Annotated in this window: 24 protein-coding genes and 1 pseudogene; 22 read left to right on the top strand and 3 right to left on the bottom strand. The window is 40.1% G+C overall.

What is annotated here, in order from left to right; all coding sequences use genetic code 11:
- Window positions 1-13 precede the first annotated feature (13 nt).
- From rpmD to ACHUE4_RS14200, 18 genes and pseudogenes are all read left to right on the top strand, one after another.
- Window positions 14-196 (top strand): 50S ribosomal protein L30, encoded by a 183-nt coding sequence (rpmD, locus tag ACHUE4_RS14285; RefSeq protein ID WP_394191204.1) that lies wholly within the window; start codon window positions 14-16, stop codon window positions 194-196.
- Between the two features lie 29 nt (window positions 197-225).
- The gene (gene rplO, locus ACHUE4_RS14280) at window positions 226-666 is read left to right on the top strand and encodes a 50S ribosomal protein L15 (protein ID WP_394191202.1); all 441 of its coding nucleotides are present in this window, start codon (window positions 226-228) and stop codon (window positions 664-666) included.
- Window positions 666-1,958: a preprotein translocase subunit SecY gene (secY, locus tag ACHUE4_RS14275; protein ID WP_394191200.1), complete on the top strand. Its 1,293-nt coding sequence runs from the start codon at window positions 666-668 to the stop codon at window positions 1,956-1,958. Before rplO ends, secY begins: the two co-directional genes overlap by 1 nt.
- Window positions 1,959-2,020: 62 nt before the next feature.
- Window positions 2,021-2,674 carry an adenylate kinase gene (locus tag ACHUE4_RS14270; RefSeq protein ID WP_394191198.1) on the top strand — a complete coding sequence of 218 codons (654 nt, stop codon included), beginning with the start codon at window positions 2,021-2,023 and terminating at the stop codon, window positions 2,672-2,674.
- A 139-nt stretch (window positions 2,675-2,813) separates the two neighbouring features.
- Window positions 2,814-3,007: pseudogene (locus ACHUE4_RS14265) on the top strand (type I methionyl aminopeptidase); the annotation flags it as partial.
- Between the two features lie 85 nt (window positions 3,008-3,092).
- Window positions 3,093-3,311 carry a translation initiation factor IF-1 gene (gene infA, locus ACHUE4_RS14260; RefSeq protein ID WP_016429904.1) on the top strand — a complete coding sequence of 73 codons (219 nt, stop codon included), beginning with the start codon at window positions 3,093-3,095 and terminating at the stop codon, window positions 3,309-3,311.
- A gap of 37 nt (window positions 3,312-3,348) precedes the next feature.
- Window positions 3,349-3,462 carry a 50S ribosomal protein L36 gene (gene rpmJ / locus ACHUE4_RS14255; protein WP_000868344.1) on the top strand — a complete coding sequence of 38 codons (114 nt, stop codon included), beginning with the start codon at window positions 3,349-3,351 and terminating at the stop codon, window positions 3,460-3,462.
- A 23-nt stretch (window positions 3,463-3,485) separates the two neighbouring features.
- Window positions 3,486-3,851 carry a 30S ribosomal protein S13 gene (gene rpsM / locus ACHUE4_RS14250; RefSeq protein WP_394191195.1) on the top strand — a complete coding sequence of 122 codons (366 nt, stop codon included), beginning with the start codon at window positions 3,486-3,488 and terminating at the stop codon, window positions 3,849-3,851.
- 25 nt (window positions 3,852-3,876) lie between these two features.
- Window positions 3,877-4,266, top strand: a complete 390-nt coding sequence (gene rpsK, locus ACHUE4_RS14245; RefSeq protein ID WP_394191193.1) for a 30S ribosomal protein S11 — start codon at window positions 3,877-3,879, stop codon at window positions 4,264-4,266.
- Between the two features lie 138 nt (window positions 4,267-4,404).
- Complete coding sequence (locus ACHUE4_RS14240; protein WP_394191191.1) at window positions 4,405-5,349, top strand: DNA-directed RNA polymerase subunit alpha; 945 nt, start codon at window positions 4,405-4,407, stop codon at window positions 5,347-5,349.
- A 53-nt stretch (window positions 5,350-5,402) separates the two neighbouring features.
- Window positions 5,403-5,783 carry a 50S ribosomal protein L17 gene (gene rplQ / locus ACHUE4_RS14235; RefSeq protein WP_394191189.1) on the top strand — a complete coding sequence of 127 codons (381 nt, stop codon included), beginning with the start codon at window positions 5,403-5,405 and terminating at the stop codon, window positions 5,781-5,783.
- Between the two features lie 360 nt (window positions 5,784-6,143).
- Window positions 6,144-6,989, top strand: coding sequence for an energy-coupling factor ABC transporter ATP-binding protein (locus ACHUE4_RS14230; protein ID WP_394191187.1), 846 nt, complete (start codon window positions 6,144-6,146; stop codon window positions 6,987-6,989).
- Entirely contained in the window at window positions 6,965-7,837 is an 873-nt protein-coding gene (locus ACHUE4_RS14225) for an energy-coupling factor ABC transporter ATP-binding protein (RefSeq protein WP_394191185.1), read from the top strand. Before ACHUE4_RS14230 ends, ACHUE4_RS14225 begins: the two co-directional genes overlap by 25 nt.
- Window positions 7,834-8,631, top strand: coding sequence for an energy-coupling factor transporter transmembrane component T family protein (locus ACHUE4_RS14220; protein ID WP_394191184.1), 798 nt, complete (start codon window positions 7,834-7,836; stop codon window positions 8,629-8,631). The genes ACHUE4_RS14225 and ACHUE4_RS14220 overlap by 4 nt, the downstream gene beginning before the upstream one ends.
- Before the next feature lie 13 nt (window positions 8,632-8,644).
- Complete coding sequence (gene truA, locus ACHUE4_RS14215; RefSeq protein WP_394191182.1) at window positions 8,645-9,394, top strand: tRNA pseudouridine(38-40) synthase TruA; 750 nt, start codon at window positions 8,645-8,647, stop codon at window positions 9,392-9,394.
- A gap of 166 nt (window positions 9,395-9,560) precedes the next feature.
- Window positions 9,561-9,998 (top strand): 50S ribosomal protein L13, encoded by a 438-nt coding sequence (gene rplM, locus ACHUE4_RS14210; RefSeq protein ID WP_269926761.1) that lies wholly within the window; start codon window positions 9,561-9,563, stop codon window positions 9,996-9,998.
- A 20-nt stretch (window positions 9,999-10,018) separates the two neighbouring features.
- On the top strand, window positions 10,019-10,411 hold the full coding sequence (rpsI, locus tag ACHUE4_RS14205; RefSeq protein ID WP_394191180.1) for a 30S ribosomal protein S9: 393 nt from the start codon (window positions 10,019-10,021) through the stop codon (window positions 10,409-10,411).
- Between the two features lie 185 nt (window positions 10,412-10,596).
- Entirely contained in the window at window positions 10,597-11,055 is a 459-nt protein-coding gene (locus ACHUE4_RS14200) for a staygreen family protein (RefSeq protein ID WP_394191178.1), read from the top strand.
- A 321-nt stretch (window positions 11,056-11,376) separates the two neighbouring features.
- On the opposite strand, the gene ACHUE4_RS14195 is transcribed toward ACHUE4_RS14200, so the two are convergent.
- Window positions 11,377-11,676 carry a hypothetical protein gene (locus ACHUE4_RS14195; protein ID WP_394191176.1) on the bottom strand — a complete coding sequence of 100 codons (300 nt, stop codon included), beginning with the start codon at window positions 11,674-11,676 and terminating at the stop codon, window positions 11,377-11,379.
- Between the two features lie 144 nt (window positions 11,677-11,820).
- On the opposite strand from ACHUE4_RS14195, the gene ACHUE4_RS14190 reads away from it, so the two are divergent.
- The 3 genes from ACHUE4_RS14190 to ACHUE4_RS14180 all read left to right on the top strand — a co-directional run bounded on the left by ACHUE4_RS14190 (window position 11,821) and on the right by ACHUE4_RS14180 (window position 14,510).
- Entirely contained in the window at window positions 11,821-12,534 is a 714-nt protein-coding gene (locus ACHUE4_RS14190) for a YetF domain-containing protein (RefSeq protein ID WP_394191174.1), read from the top strand.
- Between the two features lie 78 nt (window positions 12,535-12,612).
- Entirely contained in the window at window positions 12,613-13,326 is a 714-nt protein-coding gene (locus ACHUE4_RS14185) for an N-acetylmuramoyl-L-alanine amidase (RefSeq protein WP_394191172.1), read from the top strand.
- Window positions 13,327-13,451: 125 nt separating this feature from the next.
- Complete coding sequence (locus ACHUE4_RS14180) at window positions 13,452-14,510, top strand: Mrp/NBP35 family ATP-binding protein (RefSeq protein WP_394191170.1); 1,059 nt, start codon at window positions 13,452-13,454, stop codon at window positions 14,508-14,510.
- Window positions 14,511-14,557: 47 nt separating this feature from the next.
- Here the strand turns inward: ACHUE4_RS14180 and gerD are convergent, their stop codons facing one another.
- Complete coding sequence (gene gerD, locus ACHUE4_RS14175) at window positions 14,558-15,160, bottom strand: spore germination lipoprotein GerD (RefSeq protein ID WP_394191168.1); 603 nt, start codon at window positions 15,158-15,160, stop codon at window positions 14,558-14,560.
- Between the two features lie 148 nt (window positions 15,161-15,308).
- Here gerD and ACHUE4_RS14170 point away from each other — a divergent pair, with 148 nt between their 5' ends.
- Window positions 15,309-15,980, top strand: coding sequence for a KinB-signaling pathway activation protein (locus ACHUE4_RS14170; RefSeq protein ID WP_394191166.1), 672 nt, complete (start codon window positions 15,309-15,311; stop codon window positions 15,978-15,980).
- Window positions 15,981-16,415: 435 nt separating this feature from the next.
- On the opposite strand, the gene ACHUE4_RS14165 is transcribed toward ACHUE4_RS14170, so the two are convergent.
- Window positions 16,416-17,066, bottom strand: a complete 651-nt coding sequence (locus ACHUE4_RS14165; RefSeq protein ID WP_394191164.1) for a polysaccharide deacetylase family protein — start codon at window positions 17,064-17,066, stop codon at window positions 16,416-16,418.
- Window positions 17,067-17,309 lie beyond the last annotated feature (243 nt).

Genomic DNA, 17,309 nt, shown 5'->3' with positions numbered 1-17,309 from the left:
GGGGGGAAATGACATGTCAAACAAACTAGAAGTTACCCTCACTCGTAGCGTTATCGGTACAAAACCAGATCAACGCAAAACAGTAGAAGCTCTTGGATTACGTAAAATGCATCAAACAGTTGAGCACGCTGACAATGCAGCTATCCGTGGGATGGTTAAAAAAGTCGCTCATTTAGTTTCTGTTAAGGAACTATAAGAAGTTTAAGAATAAGGAGGTGTCACCCTATGAAATTGCATGAGTTAAAACCAGCAGAAGGATCACGTGGAGTACGTAAACGTAAAGGTCGCGGGATTGGTTCTGGTAATGGTAAAACTGCAGGTAAAGGTCATAAAGGTCAAAACGCTCGTTCTGGCGGAGGTGTTCGTCCAGGATTTGAAGGCGGTCAAAACCCATTGTTCCGTCGTTTACCAAAACGTGGATTTACGAACATTAATCGTAAAGAGTACGCTATTGTGAACCTTGATACATTAAACCGTTTCGATGAAGGTACAGAGGTAACACCTGCATTGCTTCTTGAAACTGGTTATGTGAGCAGCGAAAAAGCTGGAATCAAGATTCTCGGTAACGGATCTCTTGACAGAAAGCTTACTGTTAAAGCTCACAAGTTCTCTGCTTCAGCAAAAGAAGCAATCGAGACAGCGGGCGGACAAACTGAGGTGGTATAATGTTTCAAACGATCTCCAACTTTATGCGCGTGAGAGATATACGAAATAAAATCATTTTTACACTTCTAATGTTAATCGTTTTCCGTATTGGAACTTTCATTCCAGTACCAAACGTAGACGCTGCAGTTCTGCAAGCGACAGACCAATTTAGTTTAATTGGTTTCTTGAATACATTTGGTGGCGGTGCCCTTGCTAACTTCTCGATTTTAGCAATGGGGATTATGCCATACATTACAGCATCGATTATTGTACAGTTGTTACAAATGGATGTTGTACCGAAGTTTACGGAGTGGGCGAAACAAGGTGAAGTCGGAAGACGTAAACTTGCGCAGTTCACACGTTACTTCACAATCGTGTTAGCGTTCATTCAAGCGATTGCTATGTCATACGGATTTAACCGCATGTATGGCGGATCTTTAATTAAAGACGATGGCATACAAACGTATATTGTGATTGCGATTGTGTTAACAGGAGGAACTGCGTTCCTACTTTGGTTATCTGAGCAAATTACTGCTAAAGGTGTTGGTAATGGTATTTCCATTATTATCTTTGCTGGTATCGTTGCTGCGATTCCTGGAGCTGCTAACCAAATCTATGCACAACAAATTGATGGCGCTGGTGATGATTTGTTCATCCGTATTGCGATCATGGCACTTTTAGTTTTAGCGATTATTGCTGTTACTGTAGGAGTAATTTATGTTCAACAAGCGTTGCGTAAAATTCCTATCCAATATGCAAAACGTGTTGCGGGCCGCAGTCAAACTGGTGGTCAACAAACACACTTACCGTTAAAAGTGAATGCTGCTGGGGTTATTCCGGTGATCTTTGCGGTTGCGTTTATCATTACACCACAAACGCTTTCTACCTTCTTTGGACAGAATAGTGTAACGGATTTCATTCAGAACACTTTTGATTATTCTCAACCGGTGGGCATGCTCATCTATGTTGCGTTAATCATTGCATTTACGTATTTCTATGCGTTTATACAAGTGAATCCTGAAAACGTTGCAGATAACTTGAAGAAGCAAGGTGCTTATATTCCAGGGATTCGTCCAGGGAAGAACACACAAGACTATCTAACGAGTGTTTTGTATCGTTTAACTTTCGTAGGCGCGATTTTCTTAGCTGTAGTATCCATTATGCCGATCTTGTTCATTAACTTTGCTGGTCTTCCAGCATCTGCACAAATCGGTGGAACAAGTTTACTAATTGTTGTCGGTGTTGCACTGGAAACAATGAAACAACTTGAAGCTCAGCTAGTAAAACGTCATTACAAAGGTTTTATGAAATAAAAGTTGGTTTTAGGAACGTTTTCGTTCCTTCAACCTGCAAATTGTAGCAGGGGGCAAAACGTATGAATATCGTTTTAATGGGTCTGCCGGGTGCAGGTAAAGGCACTCAAGCAGATAAAATTGTTGAGAAGTACGAAATCCCTCATATTTCTACAGGCGATATGTTCCGCGCAGCTATAAAAGGTGGTACGGAACTAGGCCTTAAAGCCAAAGCGTTTATGGATGAAGGTGCATTAGTACCTGATGAAGTAACGATCGGTATTGTCCGTGAAAGATTAAGCAAACCTGATTGTGAAAATGGATTTTTATTGGACGGGTTTCCGCGAACTGTTCCTCAAGCAGAAGCACTTGATGTACTTTTGTCTGATTTGAACAAGGACGTAGAACACGTATTGAATATTCAAGTAGAGCAAGAAGAGTTGATTAAGCGTCTAACGGGGCGTCGCATCTGTAAAGTATGTGGCACTGCGTACCATTTAGTCTTTAACCCACCTCAAAAAGATGGGGAATGCGACAAAGATGGAGGCGAGCTTTACCAGCGCGCGGATGACAATCCGGAAACGGTCACAAACCGTCTGGAAGTAAATATGAAGCAAACACAACCTTTGCTTGACTATTATGGCGACAAAGGTGTACTAACAAATATAAACGGTCAGCAAGACATTCATAAGGTATTTGCTGATTTGAACGCTCTTTTAGAGGGCAACCGCAGCTGAACCTAGCGGCACGCTTGTGAACGAAATTTATTTCGAGAGCTGCAAAAGCTATTGTGCCCGCTATACGGTTGGCAGGATAAGATTTGTTATGGTTAAGAGGATCCCTTTGTCCTTTCGTGCATTTCTAGTTCTGGCAAGGTATAATGGGTTTCGTGGAAGCATCTGTGTAACGGATATGGTGGAACTCATCCAAGGCATTCCGAGCGGTCGTGTTTACATGAGGGAGACAGGTTCACCCGGGTCAGTCTACTCCGTAGGTTGCCAGAAGCGAAGCCTGACGAGTGTCTTTCGAACATCTCTCATGCAAAACAAACATATGTTGAAACGAATAGAGCTCATTCGAACTCTAATTGGTACCTCATTCCGTTTGATTTGATGATGAGAACCTGATTTTTTATACAGAAGGGAGACAGGGTTGATGGCGAAAGACGATGTAATTGAAGTCGAAGGAACAGTTGTAGAGACTTTGCCTAACGCGATGTTTAAGGTAGAATTGGAAAATGGTCACACGATTCTTGCGCATGTATCTGGTAAAATTCGTATGCATTTTATCCGCATCCTACCTGGAGATAAAGTCACAATTGAACTTTCTCCTTACGATTTAACTCGCGGTCGTATCACATACCGTTTTAAATAATCTTTTGCACTCCGGACTAACAAGGAGGTTGGGTTAGATGAAAGTGAGACCATCTGTGAAACCGATCTGCGAAAAATGTAAAGTAATTCGCCGACGCGGTAAAGTAATGGTAATCTGTGAAAATCCGAAACATAAACAAAAACAAGGCTAATTTGAAGGAGGTGCACGACACACATGGCACGTATTGCTGGTGTTGACATTCCGCGCGATAAACGCGTTATAATTTCATTAACATATATTTTTGGAATCGGTAAAACAACTGCTCAAAAGGTACTAGCTAATGCTGGCGTTTCTGAAGATGCACGCGTTCGTGATCTTACAGAAGACGAGTTGAATAAAATCCGTGAATCAATCGGTGCTTACAAGGTAGAAGGTGACCTTCGCCGTGAAGTATCATTAAACATTAAGCGTCTGATGGAAATCGGTTCATTCCGTGGTATCCGTCACCGTCGCGGTTTACCTGTGCGCGGTCAAAATACGAAGAACAATGCGCGTACGCGTAAAGGTCCTCGTAAAACTGTTGCTAACAAGAAAAAATAATCGGTAAAGGAGGTTTCTTCTTAACATGGCACGTAAACAACAAACACGTAAGCGTCGTGTGAAAAAGAATATCGAATCCGGTATTGCTCACATCCGCTCTACATTTAATAATACAATTGTAACGATTACAGACATGCAAGGAAATGCGGTATCTTGGTCAAGTGCTGGTTCACTTGGTTTCAGAGGTTCTCGTAAATCAACTCCATTTGCAGCGCAAATGGCTGCTGAAGCAGCTGCGAAAGCATCTGTGGAGCACGGTTTGAAGACGTTAGAAGTAACGGTAAAAGGTCCTGGTGCTGGTCGTGAAGCTGCAATTCGTGCACTTCAAGCCGCTGGACTTGACGTTACAGCAATCAAAGATGTTACACCTGTACCACATAATGGTTGCCGTCCGCCAAAACGTCGTCGCGTGTAATAGGTGCGTCTCAATTTAATTGATTGAGAACATCATTTCTTGTACAAACTGAGTTGTGCAATCACCGATAAGTCTAGTACTATCGATTTCATGATGGAACGAACCTATACATTCGATGTTTTGAAGGAGGGTAAATGAATGATCGAAATTGAAAAACCAAAGATTGAAACGGTTGAGATCAGCGAAGAAGCCAAATTTGGCAAGTTTGTTGTAGAACCGCTTGAGCGTGGATATGGAAACACATTAGGTAATTCACTACGTCGTATTTTGTTGTCGTCTTTACCAGGAGCTGCAGTAACTTCTATTCAAATTGATGGCGTGCTTCACGAGTTCTCTACTATTGAGGGCGTAGTTGAAGATGTTGCTACAGTTATAATGAATGTGAAAAAACTTGCTCTTAAAATCTACTCTGATGAAGAAAAAGTCATAGAGATTGATGTTAAAGGTGATGGACAGATTACAGCAGCTGACATTACACATGACAGTGATGTAGAAATATTAAATCCTGATCTCTATATTGCAACAATCGGTAAAAACGGTCATTTGCGTATGCGTATGTATGCACAACGCGGCCGCGGTTACACTCCTGCTGATCAAAACAAACGTGAGGATCTTCCTATCGGCGTGATCCCGATCGACTCTATTTATACTCCAGTTTCACGCGTCAATTTCCAAGTAGAAAATACTCGTGTTGGTCAAATGACGAACTACGACAAACTTTCTCTTGATGTGTGGACAGATGGCAGCATCGGTCCGAAAGAGGCGATTTCGCTAGGGGCGAAAATTTTAACAGAGCATTTAAATATCTTCGTAGGGATGACGAACGAGGCACAAACTGCTGAAATCATGGTCGAAAAAGAAGAAGACCAAAAAGAAAAAGTCTTAGAGATGACTATCGAAGAGCTTGATCTTTCTGTTCGTTCTTACAACTGCTTGAAGCGCGCTGGTATCAATACGGTACTTGAGTTAGCTAACAAGTCAGAAGACGACATGATGAAAGTACGTAACCTTGGACGTAAATCACTTGAAGAAGTTAGAGCGAAGTTAGACGATCTTGGCTTAGGATTACGCAAAGAAGACTAAGCGACTTGTTTGATATAGACAGATCCAATATTCAACAAAGGAGGTAAACATCTATGGGTTACAGAAAACTTGGTCGTACAAGTTCTCAACGTAAAGCGATGTTACGTGACTTAACAACTGACTTAATTATCAATGAGCGTATTCAAACAACAGAAGCTCGTGCTAAAGAATTACGTTCAGTTGTTGAAAAAATGATTACTTTAGGTAAACGTGGAGATTTGCATGCACGCCGTCAAGCTGCATCATATATCCGTCGTGAACTAACAACTACTTCTGACGCAGAAGGCAATGAATCAACAGTTTATGCTTTGCAAAAATTGTTTGATGATGTAGCACCACGCTACGCTGAACGTCAAGGCGGTTACACACGTATCATGAAAATGGGACCTCGTCGTGGAGACGGAGCACCTGTTGTAGTAATTGAATTAGTTTAATTCATCACATTATGAAGAGGGGTATTGCTGAGAAGCCCCCCTCTTCTTTTTAAAAAGATTTATACGACATAATGAAAAGCTGAGCGTTACAATGAGCGGATCGATTTTATCGATTGCGTCTCGTCTAGCTCTACGCACCTCATTCACGTAGACGGTCTGAGCAACCGAATACGAAACAAAGATAGAAGAGCGCATTTCTCTGAATGAGGTGCGCGCTTTTTTATTTGACTGATATAATTGATTTACTATTCGGTAATCATGAATCTGCCAAATTTAAAAGAGTTTTGTTTTGTTTGTTTAATCATCAACATGAGAGAATACAAAGAGATGAGCTTAGTTGAGTTAGAGGAGGTTATACACATGAACGAGATTCTATCCTTACAAAATATTTCGTACACATATACACCAGAAGAACTCGAGAAACGAAAAGCAGTTGATAACATTTCGTTTACCGTTAACGATGGGGAGTGGATTGCCATCGTTGGACATAATGGATCAGGGAAATCCACATTAGCGAAACTCATGAACGGATTGATATTTCCAGAGAGTGGAGAAGTCCGTATATTAGGTGAGTCGCTGAATGAAGAAAACCTTTGGGCGATACGTTCTCAAATGGGCATGGTGTTTCAAAACCCCGATAATCAATTTGTTGGAGCCACTGTTCAAGATGACGTCGCATTTGCTTTGGAAAATAACGGAGTTCCGTTTGAAGATATGATTAAACGAGTTCATGAATCACTTGCTCAAGTGAAAATGGATGAGTTTTTAGATCGAGAACCACATCACTTATCGGGAGGTCAAAAGCAACGTGTTGCGATTGCTGGTGCGCTTGCATTAAAACCGAAAATTCTTATTCTCGATGAGGCAACATCCATGTTGGACCCGCAAGGCCGTCATGAGGTGCTGTCAACCGTCAGAAGACTGCGTGAGGAAACCCACTTAACTGTTCTATCCATTACACATGATTTAGAAGAAGCTTTGCTAGCGGATCGAATTTTGGTAATGAATGAAGGTCGTAAATACACAGAAGGTACACCTACAGAGGTATTTGCGCGTGGAGATGAATTGGTTCAATTAGGTTTGGATTTGCCTTTTACGATGAAAATGAGTCAACTTTTGAGAGCTCAAGGAGTAGAGGTAAAAGGGAATCACATGTCAGAAGAAGAGTTGGTGAATGATTTATGGACATCGAACTTCAACAAGTAGGGTATGCCTACGCGAAAGGGACACCATTTGAAAAACGCGCTCTTTATGATGTGAACTTAACCATCCAGTCCGGAAGCTATCAAGCCATCATTGGTCATACAGGATCTGGGAAGTCAACGGTGCTGCAACACTTAAATGCATTGCTAAAACCTTCTGAAGGTACGATTAAGCTTGGTGATTTATCGATTGAAGCAGGTAAGAAAGTGAAGCATATCCGTCCGGTTCGTCAAAAGATTGGCATTGTGTTTCAATTCCCTGAACATCAACTCTTTGAAGAAACGGTTTTAAAGGACATTATGTTTGGTCCTTTAAATTTTGGCGTTTCTGCTACAGAGGCTGAAAGACGTGCAAGAGTTTTAGTCGAACAGTTAAGACTACCGGCAGATGTGCTAGAGAAATCACCCTTTGATTTATCAGGAGGACAAATGCGTCGTGTGGCCATTGCAGGGGTTTTAGCAATGGAACCTAGCGTATTGGTATTAGATGAGCCAACGGCCGGTTTAGACCCTCGTGGGCGCCAAGAAATTATGGAACTGTTTCATCAGTTACATAAAGAAAAAGGCTTAACTACCATACTTGTAACGCACTCAATGGAAGATGCTGCTCGGTATTCCGATCAGGTAGCAATTATGCATGAAGGAACTTGTGTATTAAACGCTTCTGCAGAAGACGTTTTTGGGAATGAAGAACGCCTTGCACGCTATCGTTTAGAAGCACCTCGTGCAGTTCAATTCCAAAGGAAAATAGAATCGTTACTCGGTCACTCATTGTCAAAAGTCTGTTTAACTGAAGAAATGCTCGCAATTGAGATTGCCCTTGCAAGACAGAAGGGGCGTGCGCAATTATGATGGAGAAAATGATTTTTGGTCGCTATATTCCAGGGGACTCATTTGTTCATAAATTAGATCCGCGTTCTAAGTTAATCTTTGTATTTATTTTTATTGCCATCGTGTTTTTAGCAAATAATGCTGTTACCTATGGTTTGTTACTTGGTTTTACCTTGCTTACCGTTTTCGTATCGAAAATACGTTTGTATTTTTTATTAAATGGATTAAAACCGATCTTATTCTTACTTGTTTTTACCTTTCTTCTGCATATTTTCTTTACGAAGGAAGGAGATTTATTGTGGAAGTGGCAATTTATCGAAGTGTATGAAGAAGGTTTAAGACAAGGTATTTTTATTTCATTACGATTTTTAGTATTAGTCTTGATGACATCTATCTTAACGTTAACGACTTCACCCATTTCGATTACAGACGGCATGGAAGTTTTATTGAACCCTTTCAAACGTTTTAAATTGCCGGTACATGAACTCGCATTAATGATGTCGATTTCGTTACGCTTTATTCCAACATTAATGGATGAGACAGATAAGATTATGAAGGCGCAAATGGCGAGAGGGTCCGATATCACCTCTGGTTCCATCAAGGAAAGGATAAAAGCGGTCGTGCCTTTACTTATTCCCTTATTTGTAAGTGCTTTTAAACGTGCGGAGGATTTAGCCGTTGCAATGGAAGTAAGAGGATACCGTGGAGGAGAAGGACGGACACGTTATCGCCAATTGAAATGGGACTGGCGGGATACAATTATTATGCTATTACTCATTGTTAAGGCAGGCATTCTTTGGGTATTGCGCTCGTAGGAGGGAACAGAACTTGAGACGATTGAAAGCGGTAATAATGTATGATGGTTCTGGTTTTGCCGGCTATCAAGTGCAACCTGAAAAGCGCACCGTACAATTAGAAATTGAACGCGTTTTAACGAAAATGCATAAAGGGAACATCACAAAGGTTGTCGCGAGCGGGAGAACCGACGCAGGCGTCCATGCATTGGGCCAAGTGATTCACTTTGATACTGAGTTAACCTTTCCGGTAGAACGCTGGGAACGAGCTTTAAACACGCAATTACCGGATGACATTCGCGTTCTAAATGTGTCAGAAGTTTCGCCAGATTTTCATGCACGATATGGGACAACTGGTAAGGTATATCGTTATAAATGGAGCCTAGCCGATATTCAAAATCCTTTTACTCGGAATTTTGTCGTTCATATGCCTGGAATAAAACCTGACGTAGAAAAAATGCGTAAAGCCGCTAAATTATTTTTAGGAACACATGATTTTACTAGTTTTTGTTCAGCCCGCACTGAAGTTGTAGATCGGGTAAGAACAATTACACGATTAGATTTGATTGAAACAGAATTGCAGGAATTGCATTTAGTCATAGAAGGTGATGGCTTTTTGTACAATATGGTTCGTATCATTGCGGGGAATTTGTGGGAGATTGGTATTGGACGAAGAGAGCCAGCTGAAATCGAGCGAATGCTCAACGCAATGGATCGAAAACAAGCAGGAAAAACGGCACCTGCACACGGTCTATACTTAGAAACTGTGAGTTATGGGAAATGAAGCAACACGTCCAGGTGTTTTGAAAAAAATCCTTGACTTTTTATGCCTGGCGTTATATGATGACACATGGTATTTCATTAACCCCACAATAAGCCCCGAAACTTGTTGTTGATGATGATATAAGAAAATTTAAATCAGATTAGATTGAATTAGGAGGACAAAATACATGCGTACAACATTCATGGCTAAAGGTCACGAAGTAGAGCGTAAGTGGTTAGTAGTAGACGCAGAAGGCCAAACTCTTGGTCGTTTAGCTTCTGAAGTAGCTGCTATCTTACGTGGTAAAAACAAACCAACATTCACACCAAACGTTGACACAGGTGATCACGTGATCATTATCAACGCTGAGAAAATCGAATTGACTGGTAAGAAATTAACAGACAAAATTTACTACCGTCATACACAATTTGCTGGTGGTTTGAAAAAACGTACTGCTTTACAAATGCGTACTAACTACCCAACAAAAATGCTTGAATTAGCAATCAAAGGAATGCTTCCTAAAAACTCTTTAGGTCGTCAAACATTCACGAAGCTTCACGTATACGCTGGAGCAGAACATCCACATGCAGCACAAAAACCAGAAGCTTATGAGCTTCGCGGATAATTAAAGAGGAGGACATACCCTTGGCACAAGTTCAATATATCGGCACAGGTCGTCGTAAAAGTTCAACTGCACGCGTACGTTTAGTACCGGGCGAAGGTAATATCGTAATCAACAAACGTGACGTAGAAGACTACGTACCATTTGCTACATTACGCGAAATCATTAAACAACCATTAGTAGCAACTGAAACTCTAGGTAGCTATGACATTCATGTAAATGTTAATGGTGGTGGATACACAGGTCAAGCAGGCGCAATCCGTCATGGTATTGCTCGTGCACTACTTCATGTAGATCCTGATTTCCGTCCAGCATTGAAATCTGCAGGATTGTTAACTCGTGACTCACGCATGAAAGAACGTAAAAAATACGGTCTTAAAGGCGCTCGTCGTGCACCTCAGTTCTCAAAACGTTAATCTTCGGATTTTCAAAAACCCTCAACCATTTTGGTTGGGGGTTTTTTTGTGTTTTAAATTTTTTCTTCTGAACAATCTTGATATCTCCTACATATGGTAATAAACAATCATTTACTAGAAATGTGGTCAGTCATGTGTGAAAAGTGCCTATTTTAATTATCAAGGAAGACGTTAGGAGAGAATATATGTCAGTTTTTGACCCTCAAAAATTATCCGTGAATCTTATCCCACCAGCCACATTCGTCCAACCTGTTGAAGGAAGGAAATACACGCTTACGCATTCTGATCTCACTGGTGAGTTATTTTTAGATATTGGCAATGTTTATAACGACAAAGCCATCAATCAAAAAATGAGAGATGAAGTGCTTGGTGAATGGAAAAAAGATGAACAGAGTCAATTTACCTTGATGGGAAAAGCCTATGTAGACGGTGGAGAGTTTGGTGAAACGATTGCAGGCATTCGATTTAACATTTTTAAAAAAGAGATGGTTACTGCTCTAAAAGGCATTGTTAACGGTGACCTTCAGTTTTATAAAAATTACCCCAAACTACTTGATGCACCCATCTTTATATACTTCGAATCCACTTACCCGCAATATCAACAAGTATTTTTCTATGGCACACCACGTCAATATTTACTGTAAACGATTGAACGGAAACTAAAGTGAAATAACAAAAGCTCCGCTTCAAAAGAAGTAGGGCTTTTTAATCGTATTAATAAGTTTCGTAAACCAGTATTGGAAAATGCTTAATTTGGTGCAAATTGTTTTTCAAGAAGAGAAGATTGCCCAGGAAATAATGGGCAATTCAATTGTTAAGGAATATTCACACTTGGAACTGATACGTCTGATAGATCGGTGGAACCAAAAATCAACAGCGAAATTAAAATTAAGAGCAAAACCCCATTTATAAATCCAACTCCGTCAAACTCGCATCTATTTAAAGAGTTACTTTTATGCATGTTTTCACGTCCCTTTATTATTCATTCGCTTACTTAACGCTTCAAAAACCTCGTCCATCGTAATATCTCCATTTTCGTTTAAAAACTCGGTTAGACTATTCGCCTTATCTTCCTTCGTTTTTTTGTATTTACCAATTAACGTGACAGATACATCAGGTGTATTTCGAAACAGCGAAACGTAATCCACTTTTAATTTTCCAAGAAGAAGCAAGGAAGCTGTTATGATTTCAAGGTCTTTCCCTTTTAATAAATCATGAAGGGTATAGGAAGAATTGATTTTATTATGAAATTGATCATCTCTCAAAGTAGAACCCCCCTACGTTTAGAGTATGTTATTTCTTTCAAAATGGTTTGTATTCTGTTCATTCCCCAAATGATCTCTATGAATAAGTAAGATTGTTTCAGGAAAAGATAGAGGTTGAGTCTGTTTGTGAGGGGGATTAATCAAATGAATATGGAAGACTATAGTTTTTTTGAAATGTTAATTCGAACGACCGTAACTTTTTCTGTCCTTCTTGGACTGGCTCGAATTTTGGGGAAAGAGCAATTGAGCCAACTGACGTTTTTTAACTACATTACAGGCATTACGATTGGATCCATTGCAGGCGAAGTAGTAGCACATGATGACACACATTACCTAAACGCAATTACATCCTTAATATGGTGGTCTTTGTTAACAATCTTAGTCAGTTTTATTTCAATAAAATCCAATAGAGCAAAGTCGCTTTTAGATGATAAGCCGTTAATTGTCATTAAAGAAGGAAAAATTTTGGAAAAAGCATTAAAGTCATCACGGCTTCCAATAGGCGATTTAAATATGTTGCTAAGAATACAAGGAATCTTTTCAGTTAAGGATGTTCATTTCGCAGTACTCGAAACCAACGGGGAGCTAAGCGTATTTAAAAAAGTATCGCAGCAATCTGCCACAAAGCAGGATGTAAAAGCACCAACGGGTACCCCGAAATTTATGCCTTGTACGATTATTGCAGATGGCAAGGTTGTATTGAAAAACTTACATGGGGTAGGATTGACTGAGGAATGGCTACATAAACAACTAGTTAAACATGGAGTGAATTCGGTGGAACAAGTATTCTATGCAGAAGTGGAATCAGATGGTTCACTTTACCTGGACTTAAGGGAAGATGGAATACCGGTAAAATAATATAGGAAGGCTTGACACTTTTGCTCATAGTTCGGAATGGACATACGTATAGTGAGTGTAAAAGGTGGTGTCGCAGCGTTGAAACGATGGATTGCAATTTTATTGTTGATGGTTTTGTCGGTAACCGTAGTGGTGTATGAAACGCAAGCATCTGATCGTGCATTCTTTTTACCAGCCCCATTAGCAGGAATAAAAGTTGTAGTGGACCCTGGTCATGGAGGAATTGATGGAGGAGCATCTGTTGGAGAAGTGATTGAAAAGGATATTACCTTGGCCTTAGGAAAAGCGCTTGAAAAAGAGTTGAAAAGACAAGGTGCTGTCGTGGTCATGACACGTTCTCAAAGTGGGGATGCATTAGAAGAACATAATCCAAAAGCAACATTCCCTACCATTCGTGCAAGAAAGATGGCAGATTTAAAACTGCGTGAAGAAATGATCACAAACACAGATGCTGATCTATTTATCAGTGTGCATGTGAACGCTGTTCCAGAAGCGAGATGGAGAGGCGCACAGGTTTTCTATCACAAGGATGGTCATGTTGAAGGAGCAGCCGTGGCTAAAGCCATTCAAGGTTCGATTCGTGAGCAAGTTGGAAATACAGAGCGAGAAGCATTAGCCATTAAACAAGTGTATTTATTGAAAAAAGCAACGGTTCCAGCAGTTTTAGTAGAAACCGGGTTTTTAAGTAATCCGGAAGAATTAAAATTACTTACCGAGAAGGACTATCAAAGCCAAATGGCGAAAGCGATTGCGGATGGTATCGAAACGTACGTAAATGGGGAAGTTCAATAATTTCTACGTAAGCACAAGATGCTCATAATATGTATTGTCCTGAAAGAGAATCCTACGACGCAACTTACTAAATCTAGATATGATATACTATAGGACGAAATGTACATAGAAGGAGTGTCTCAAAATTGATGAATGAACAACAAGTAAGAGAACTGATTGGGCAACTACAAGACCCTTTTTTACATAAAACATTACTCGAAACAGATGGTCTTAAAGAAGTGTCCATAAAAGAAGAGAAGAATCATGTAAGTGTAAAAATTGCGATCGCTAAAGTTAATACCGCAGAACAAATGCAGCTGCAAATGAAAGTGGTAGATGCACTTAAAGAAGCTGGATTTGGAACAGTTGGTATTCGCTTTGAAGAGTTGCCTCAAGAAGTGTTAGCTAAATTCCGTGGTACGGCAACAGAATCGGCAGCACAAGATTTGTTATCTCCGTTAAATAAAGTCGAATTCATTTCGATTGCATCAGGTAAAGGTGGCGTTGGGAAATCAACAGTATCCGTCAACCTAGCAATCGCCCTAGCACGTCTAGGGAAAAAAGTAGGCTTAATCGATGCGGATATTTATGGATTTAGTGTCCCAGACATGATGGGTGTTCAACAAAGCCCAGTTATTCGTGGGGGAAGCATTATTCCAGTAGAACGCTTTGGTGTCAAAGTGATCTCAATGGGATTCTTTGTAGAAGATAATGCTCCTGTCGTATGGCGTGGACCAATGCTCGGTAAAGTACTAGACCAATTCTTCAAAGATGTTGAATGGGGAGACCTGGATTACTTGTTGTTAGATTTACCTCCAGGTACTGGGGACGTTGCATTAGATATTCACCAAATGATTCCGTCATCTAAAGAAATCGTCGTAACAACTCCACATCCTACTGCTGCATTTGTTGCTGCTCGAGCAGGTGCAATGGCGTTGCAAACAGATCATGAAGTATTGGGTGTTATTGAAAATATGGCGTGGTTTGAATCGAAAAACTCAAATGAAAAGGAATACGTATTTGGCAAAGGCGGAGGTCCAAAGCTAGCTGAAGAACTTCGCACGGAATTACTTGGTCAAATTCCTTTAGGTCAACCGGATTGGAATGAAGCAGATTTTGCTCCTTCAGTATATGCAGAAGAACATCCAACCGGGAAGATTTACTTAGACATCGCAACAAAAGTCATCAACAAAACAACAAAATAGTCATCAAGAATCCCCACTTGCTTCTATGCGAGTGGGGTTTTGAATGATTATTGACCTTCTTCCTTTTTCTTTTCGCCACCTTCTGCGCCTCCGCCTCCACCTCCAGATTTACCACCTTCTTCTTCAGCGGTCATCCCAGCGGACTTCACCATTTCTTGCCATTTCGCTTTTAGGAGCGGGCTATCAATGGTTTCTTGAACAATTTCTTGGATTTCCTTACGCATCGTTTGAGCTTGTAAAATGGTTTCTAACTGCTTTTGCATATCTGCTTGTCCAAAAAAAGTTTCCAATTCTTTTTGGAAAGCAGGGTCCTTCATTAATTCAGTCATAATATCTTGCTGCTGCTCCTTCATGCTTTTGGCGAACGTCTCCGAAAATTTTGGGTCTTTGAAGGTATCTTTCCAAAATTTCTTCGCATCCTCTGAAAGAAGAGTTCCTTCAATCGATTTTTGTACGTCGTCGTGTTCAAGCACTAATAACTCACGAAACTCGGGATCAGTTAGCATTTGTCTCATGACCTTTTTCCCGTCTTCCGTTTGCAACGCATCCGTCATCATTTTCTTTGTTTCCTCATAAGAAGGTGCCTGTTGTGGAGCGCCATTACACCCTGCTAATACCAATAAAATCAAAAGAACTGACCATTTTCGCATATTATCCCTCTCTTCTCGTACGGAGCTTTTCATTTATTGTTCACAAAATGGAGTAGATTATGTAGATAACCTTACGTAAAATAGATTTTTTACGAATACGTTGATACAATTAAAGAAGAAACTCGTGAAAAACGGAGGATTTAATGCTGTGACGATTCGAAATTGGTTTATATTTTTCTTCAAGGCACTCATGATAGGTGGAATAGTCACTGGTGTACTTGGATTAATTATTCGTTGGGAAGATGCTTTTGCACCTTATTTGTCTAGTGGAGAATACGGCGAATTTTTAGCTGCATTTCTGTGGATGGTGATTGTTGGATTTACAATGAGTGTGGTTAGTCAAATGGGCTTTTTTGCATATTTAACAGTTCATCAGTTTGGCGTAAATATTTTTAAATCGCTTCGCCTTTGGAACTGGGTACAATTATTAATCATTGCCATCGTTATTTTTGACTTAGTTGTTTTCCGTTTCATGCCTAGCGCAGAAACGAACAATCAGTTATTCCTATACTTAGGACTTCTAGTCTTTTTACTGGCAACAGCTTTAATCGTTGCTTACTTCAAAGCAAAATGGACAAACAAACAAGCGTTCATTTCAGCATTGTTCTTCATGATCGTCGTAACAACACTCGAGTGGTTACCAGTGTTGATGGTAAGAGAAAATAACATTGATAGCTGGGTTGCGTTATTATTATTCCCAATATTAGCGGTCAATGCATACCAATTATTAAAGTTACCAAAATATAATGCCAAATCAGAAGTCGATCGCATTAATTTAGAGAAACGTCGCAAAGCGCGTGCAGATGCAGCAAAAGCGTAAATATTAATTTGAAAAACAGAGCTTGCACCTTTTTTCGGTGCAAGCTCTGTTTTCAATTGATGGGTGAATCGCTGCTCAGTTAGAATTATGGCGATCTTGGTTAGAATAATCGTAGTCTCAGTTAGAATTTTGACGATCTCAGTTAGAAAAATCGCCATCTCAGTTGTAATTGTTGAAGAAGTATACGCCAACAGCAAAGGCTGCGTAAGCGAAGCTAGCAGCACAAATTCGTATTTTAAAAATCTGAATTGCCCCGCACGCTAGTGCTTGGCGGGTGTTGCTTTGTGGGTGAATCGTCGCTCAGTTAGAATTATGGCGATCTTGGTTAGAATAATTGAGGTCTTAGTTAGAAAAAGGGGGAATCTCAGTTAGAATTTTACCCATCTTGGTTGTAATTTATGTAGCAGATTCCTCGAAAAGAGTAACTACCGGTTTTCATGGATACGTTTTTGTATTCGTTTTAAAGGCAAACAGAGTTTCTTCTATCGTTTGGAATGGATAAGCATGTTGAAACGCTTGTAATTTTTTGAAATTTACTCGTTGTTCTTTGTGAAGTGCTGCGCTGACGATATCACCCTGTTCGATTTTCGGGAAATCTCCAGTTGTCCAAAAAACTGAAGCGCTCAATAAGTTCATCTCATGATCCCACACATTTTCTTTCAGTTCAGATGGAAAGTCATAGTCTGCTGTTCGAAACCATAATGGCTTGCTTTCAAAAGCCTGTTCATATTTTTTTATTTCTTTTGTCAATAAATCCGGAGTATCTAAATACATCTCTCCTTTGCTGCCAAGCAACCCAACAGGTATTTTCTTTTCGATGATAAGATTTACGGTTTTTGGAGAACGTTCAATCCAATCTGCATCTAAAAACAAAAGGGGATAAGGCGATTCTAAGTTCGTAATCCATTCTTCAACATCTTCTCGACCGAAGGATAGATCAACAGTTAACGTCATTCCATTATTACCCGAGGCGATAACATCAGGTTCATCCGTTACTCGGAACACAGAAAAAAATTGTTCCTTTGGTTGAATAAAAAATATGACACTGAACACAATACACAGGGTGAAAACATATCTCCATTTCACTAGATATCCTACCTCTCTTAAAGCAAAAAATAATTCTTCAATTAAATTTATGAAATCATGTTGACATTCATGAATGAGAGGTGGTAAGATACAAAAGTCGCCAAAACAAGTGACAACAATGAACCTTGAAAACTGAACAGCAAAACGTCAACGAAATATAGCGATGATCGCTTAGGCGATCGGAGCAAAAACGTTTTCTTCCGCCGACACCTGTCGGTATCGAAAACAAACTTGAACTTAACC

Source organism: Paenisporosarcina quisquiliarum, from assembly GCF_043641925.1.
Taxonomy (GTDB): Bacteria; Bacillota; Bacilli; order Bacillales_A; family Planococcaceae; genus Paenisporosarcina; species Paenisporosarcina quisquiliarum_A.
This window is presented reverse-complemented; position numbering and strand designations above follow the sequence as displayed.

Coding starts and splice junctions, on each gene's coding strand:
- rpmD (WP_394191204.1), top strand. CDS start 14: ATGTCAAACAAACTAGAAGTTACCCTCACTCGTAGCGTTATCGGTACA.
- rplO (WP_394191202.1), top strand. CDS start 226: ATGAAATTGCATGAGTTAAAACCAGCAGAAGGATCACGTGGAGTACGT.
- secY (WP_394191200.1), top strand. CDS start 666: ATGTTTCAAACGATCTCCAACTTTATGCGCGTGAGAGATATACGAAAT.
- ACHUE4_RS14270 (WP_394191198.1), top strand. CDS start 2,021: ATGAATATCGTTTTAATGGGTCTGCCGGGTGCAGGTAAAGGCACTCAA.
- infA (WP_016429904.1), top strand. CDS start 3,093: ATGGCGAAAGACGATGTAATTGAAGTCGAAGGAACAGTTGTAGAGACT.
- rpmJ (WP_000868344.1), top strand. CDS start 3,349: ATGAAAGTGAGACCATCTGTGAAACCGATCTGCGAAAAATGTAAAGTA.
- rpsM (WP_394191195.1), top strand. CDS start 3,486: ATGGCACGTATTGCTGGTGTTGACATTCCGCGCGATAAACGCGTTATA.
- rpsK (WP_394191193.1), top strand. CDS start 3,877: ATGGCACGTAAACAACAAACACGTAAGCGTCGTGTGAAAAAGAATATC.
- ACHUE4_RS14240 (WP_394191191.1), top strand. CDS start 4,405: ATGATCGAAATTGAAAAACCAAAGATTGAAACGGTTGAGATCAGCGAA.
- rplQ (WP_394191189.1), top strand. CDS start 5,403: ATGGGTTACAGAAAACTTGGTCGTACAAGTTCTCAACGTAAAGCGATG.
- ACHUE4_RS14230 (WP_394191187.1), top strand. CDS start 6,144: ATGAACGAGATTCTATCCTTACAAAATATTTCGTACACATATACACCA.
- ACHUE4_RS14225 (WP_394191185.1), top strand. CDS start 6,965: ATGGACATCGAACTTCAACAAGTAGGGTATGCCTACGCGAAAGGGACA.
- ACHUE4_RS14220 (WP_394191184.1), top strand. CDS start 7,834: ATGATGGAGAAAATGATTTTTGGTCGCTATATTCCAGGGGACTCATTT.
- rplM (WP_269926761.1), top strand. CDS start 9,561: ATGCGTACAACATTCATGGCTAAAGGTCACGAAGTAGAGCGTAAGTGG.
- ACHUE4_RS14200 (WP_394191178.1), top strand. CDS start 10,597: ATGTCAGTTTTTGACCCTCAAAAATTATCCGTGAATCTTATCCCACCA.
- ACHUE4_RS14190 (WP_394191174.1), top strand. CDS start 11,821: ATGAATATGGAAGACTATAGTTTTTTTGAAATGTTAATTCGAACGACC.
- gerD (WP_394191168.1), bottom strand. CDS start 15,160: ATGCGAAAATGGTCAGTTCTTTTGATTTTATTGGTATTAGCAGGGTGT.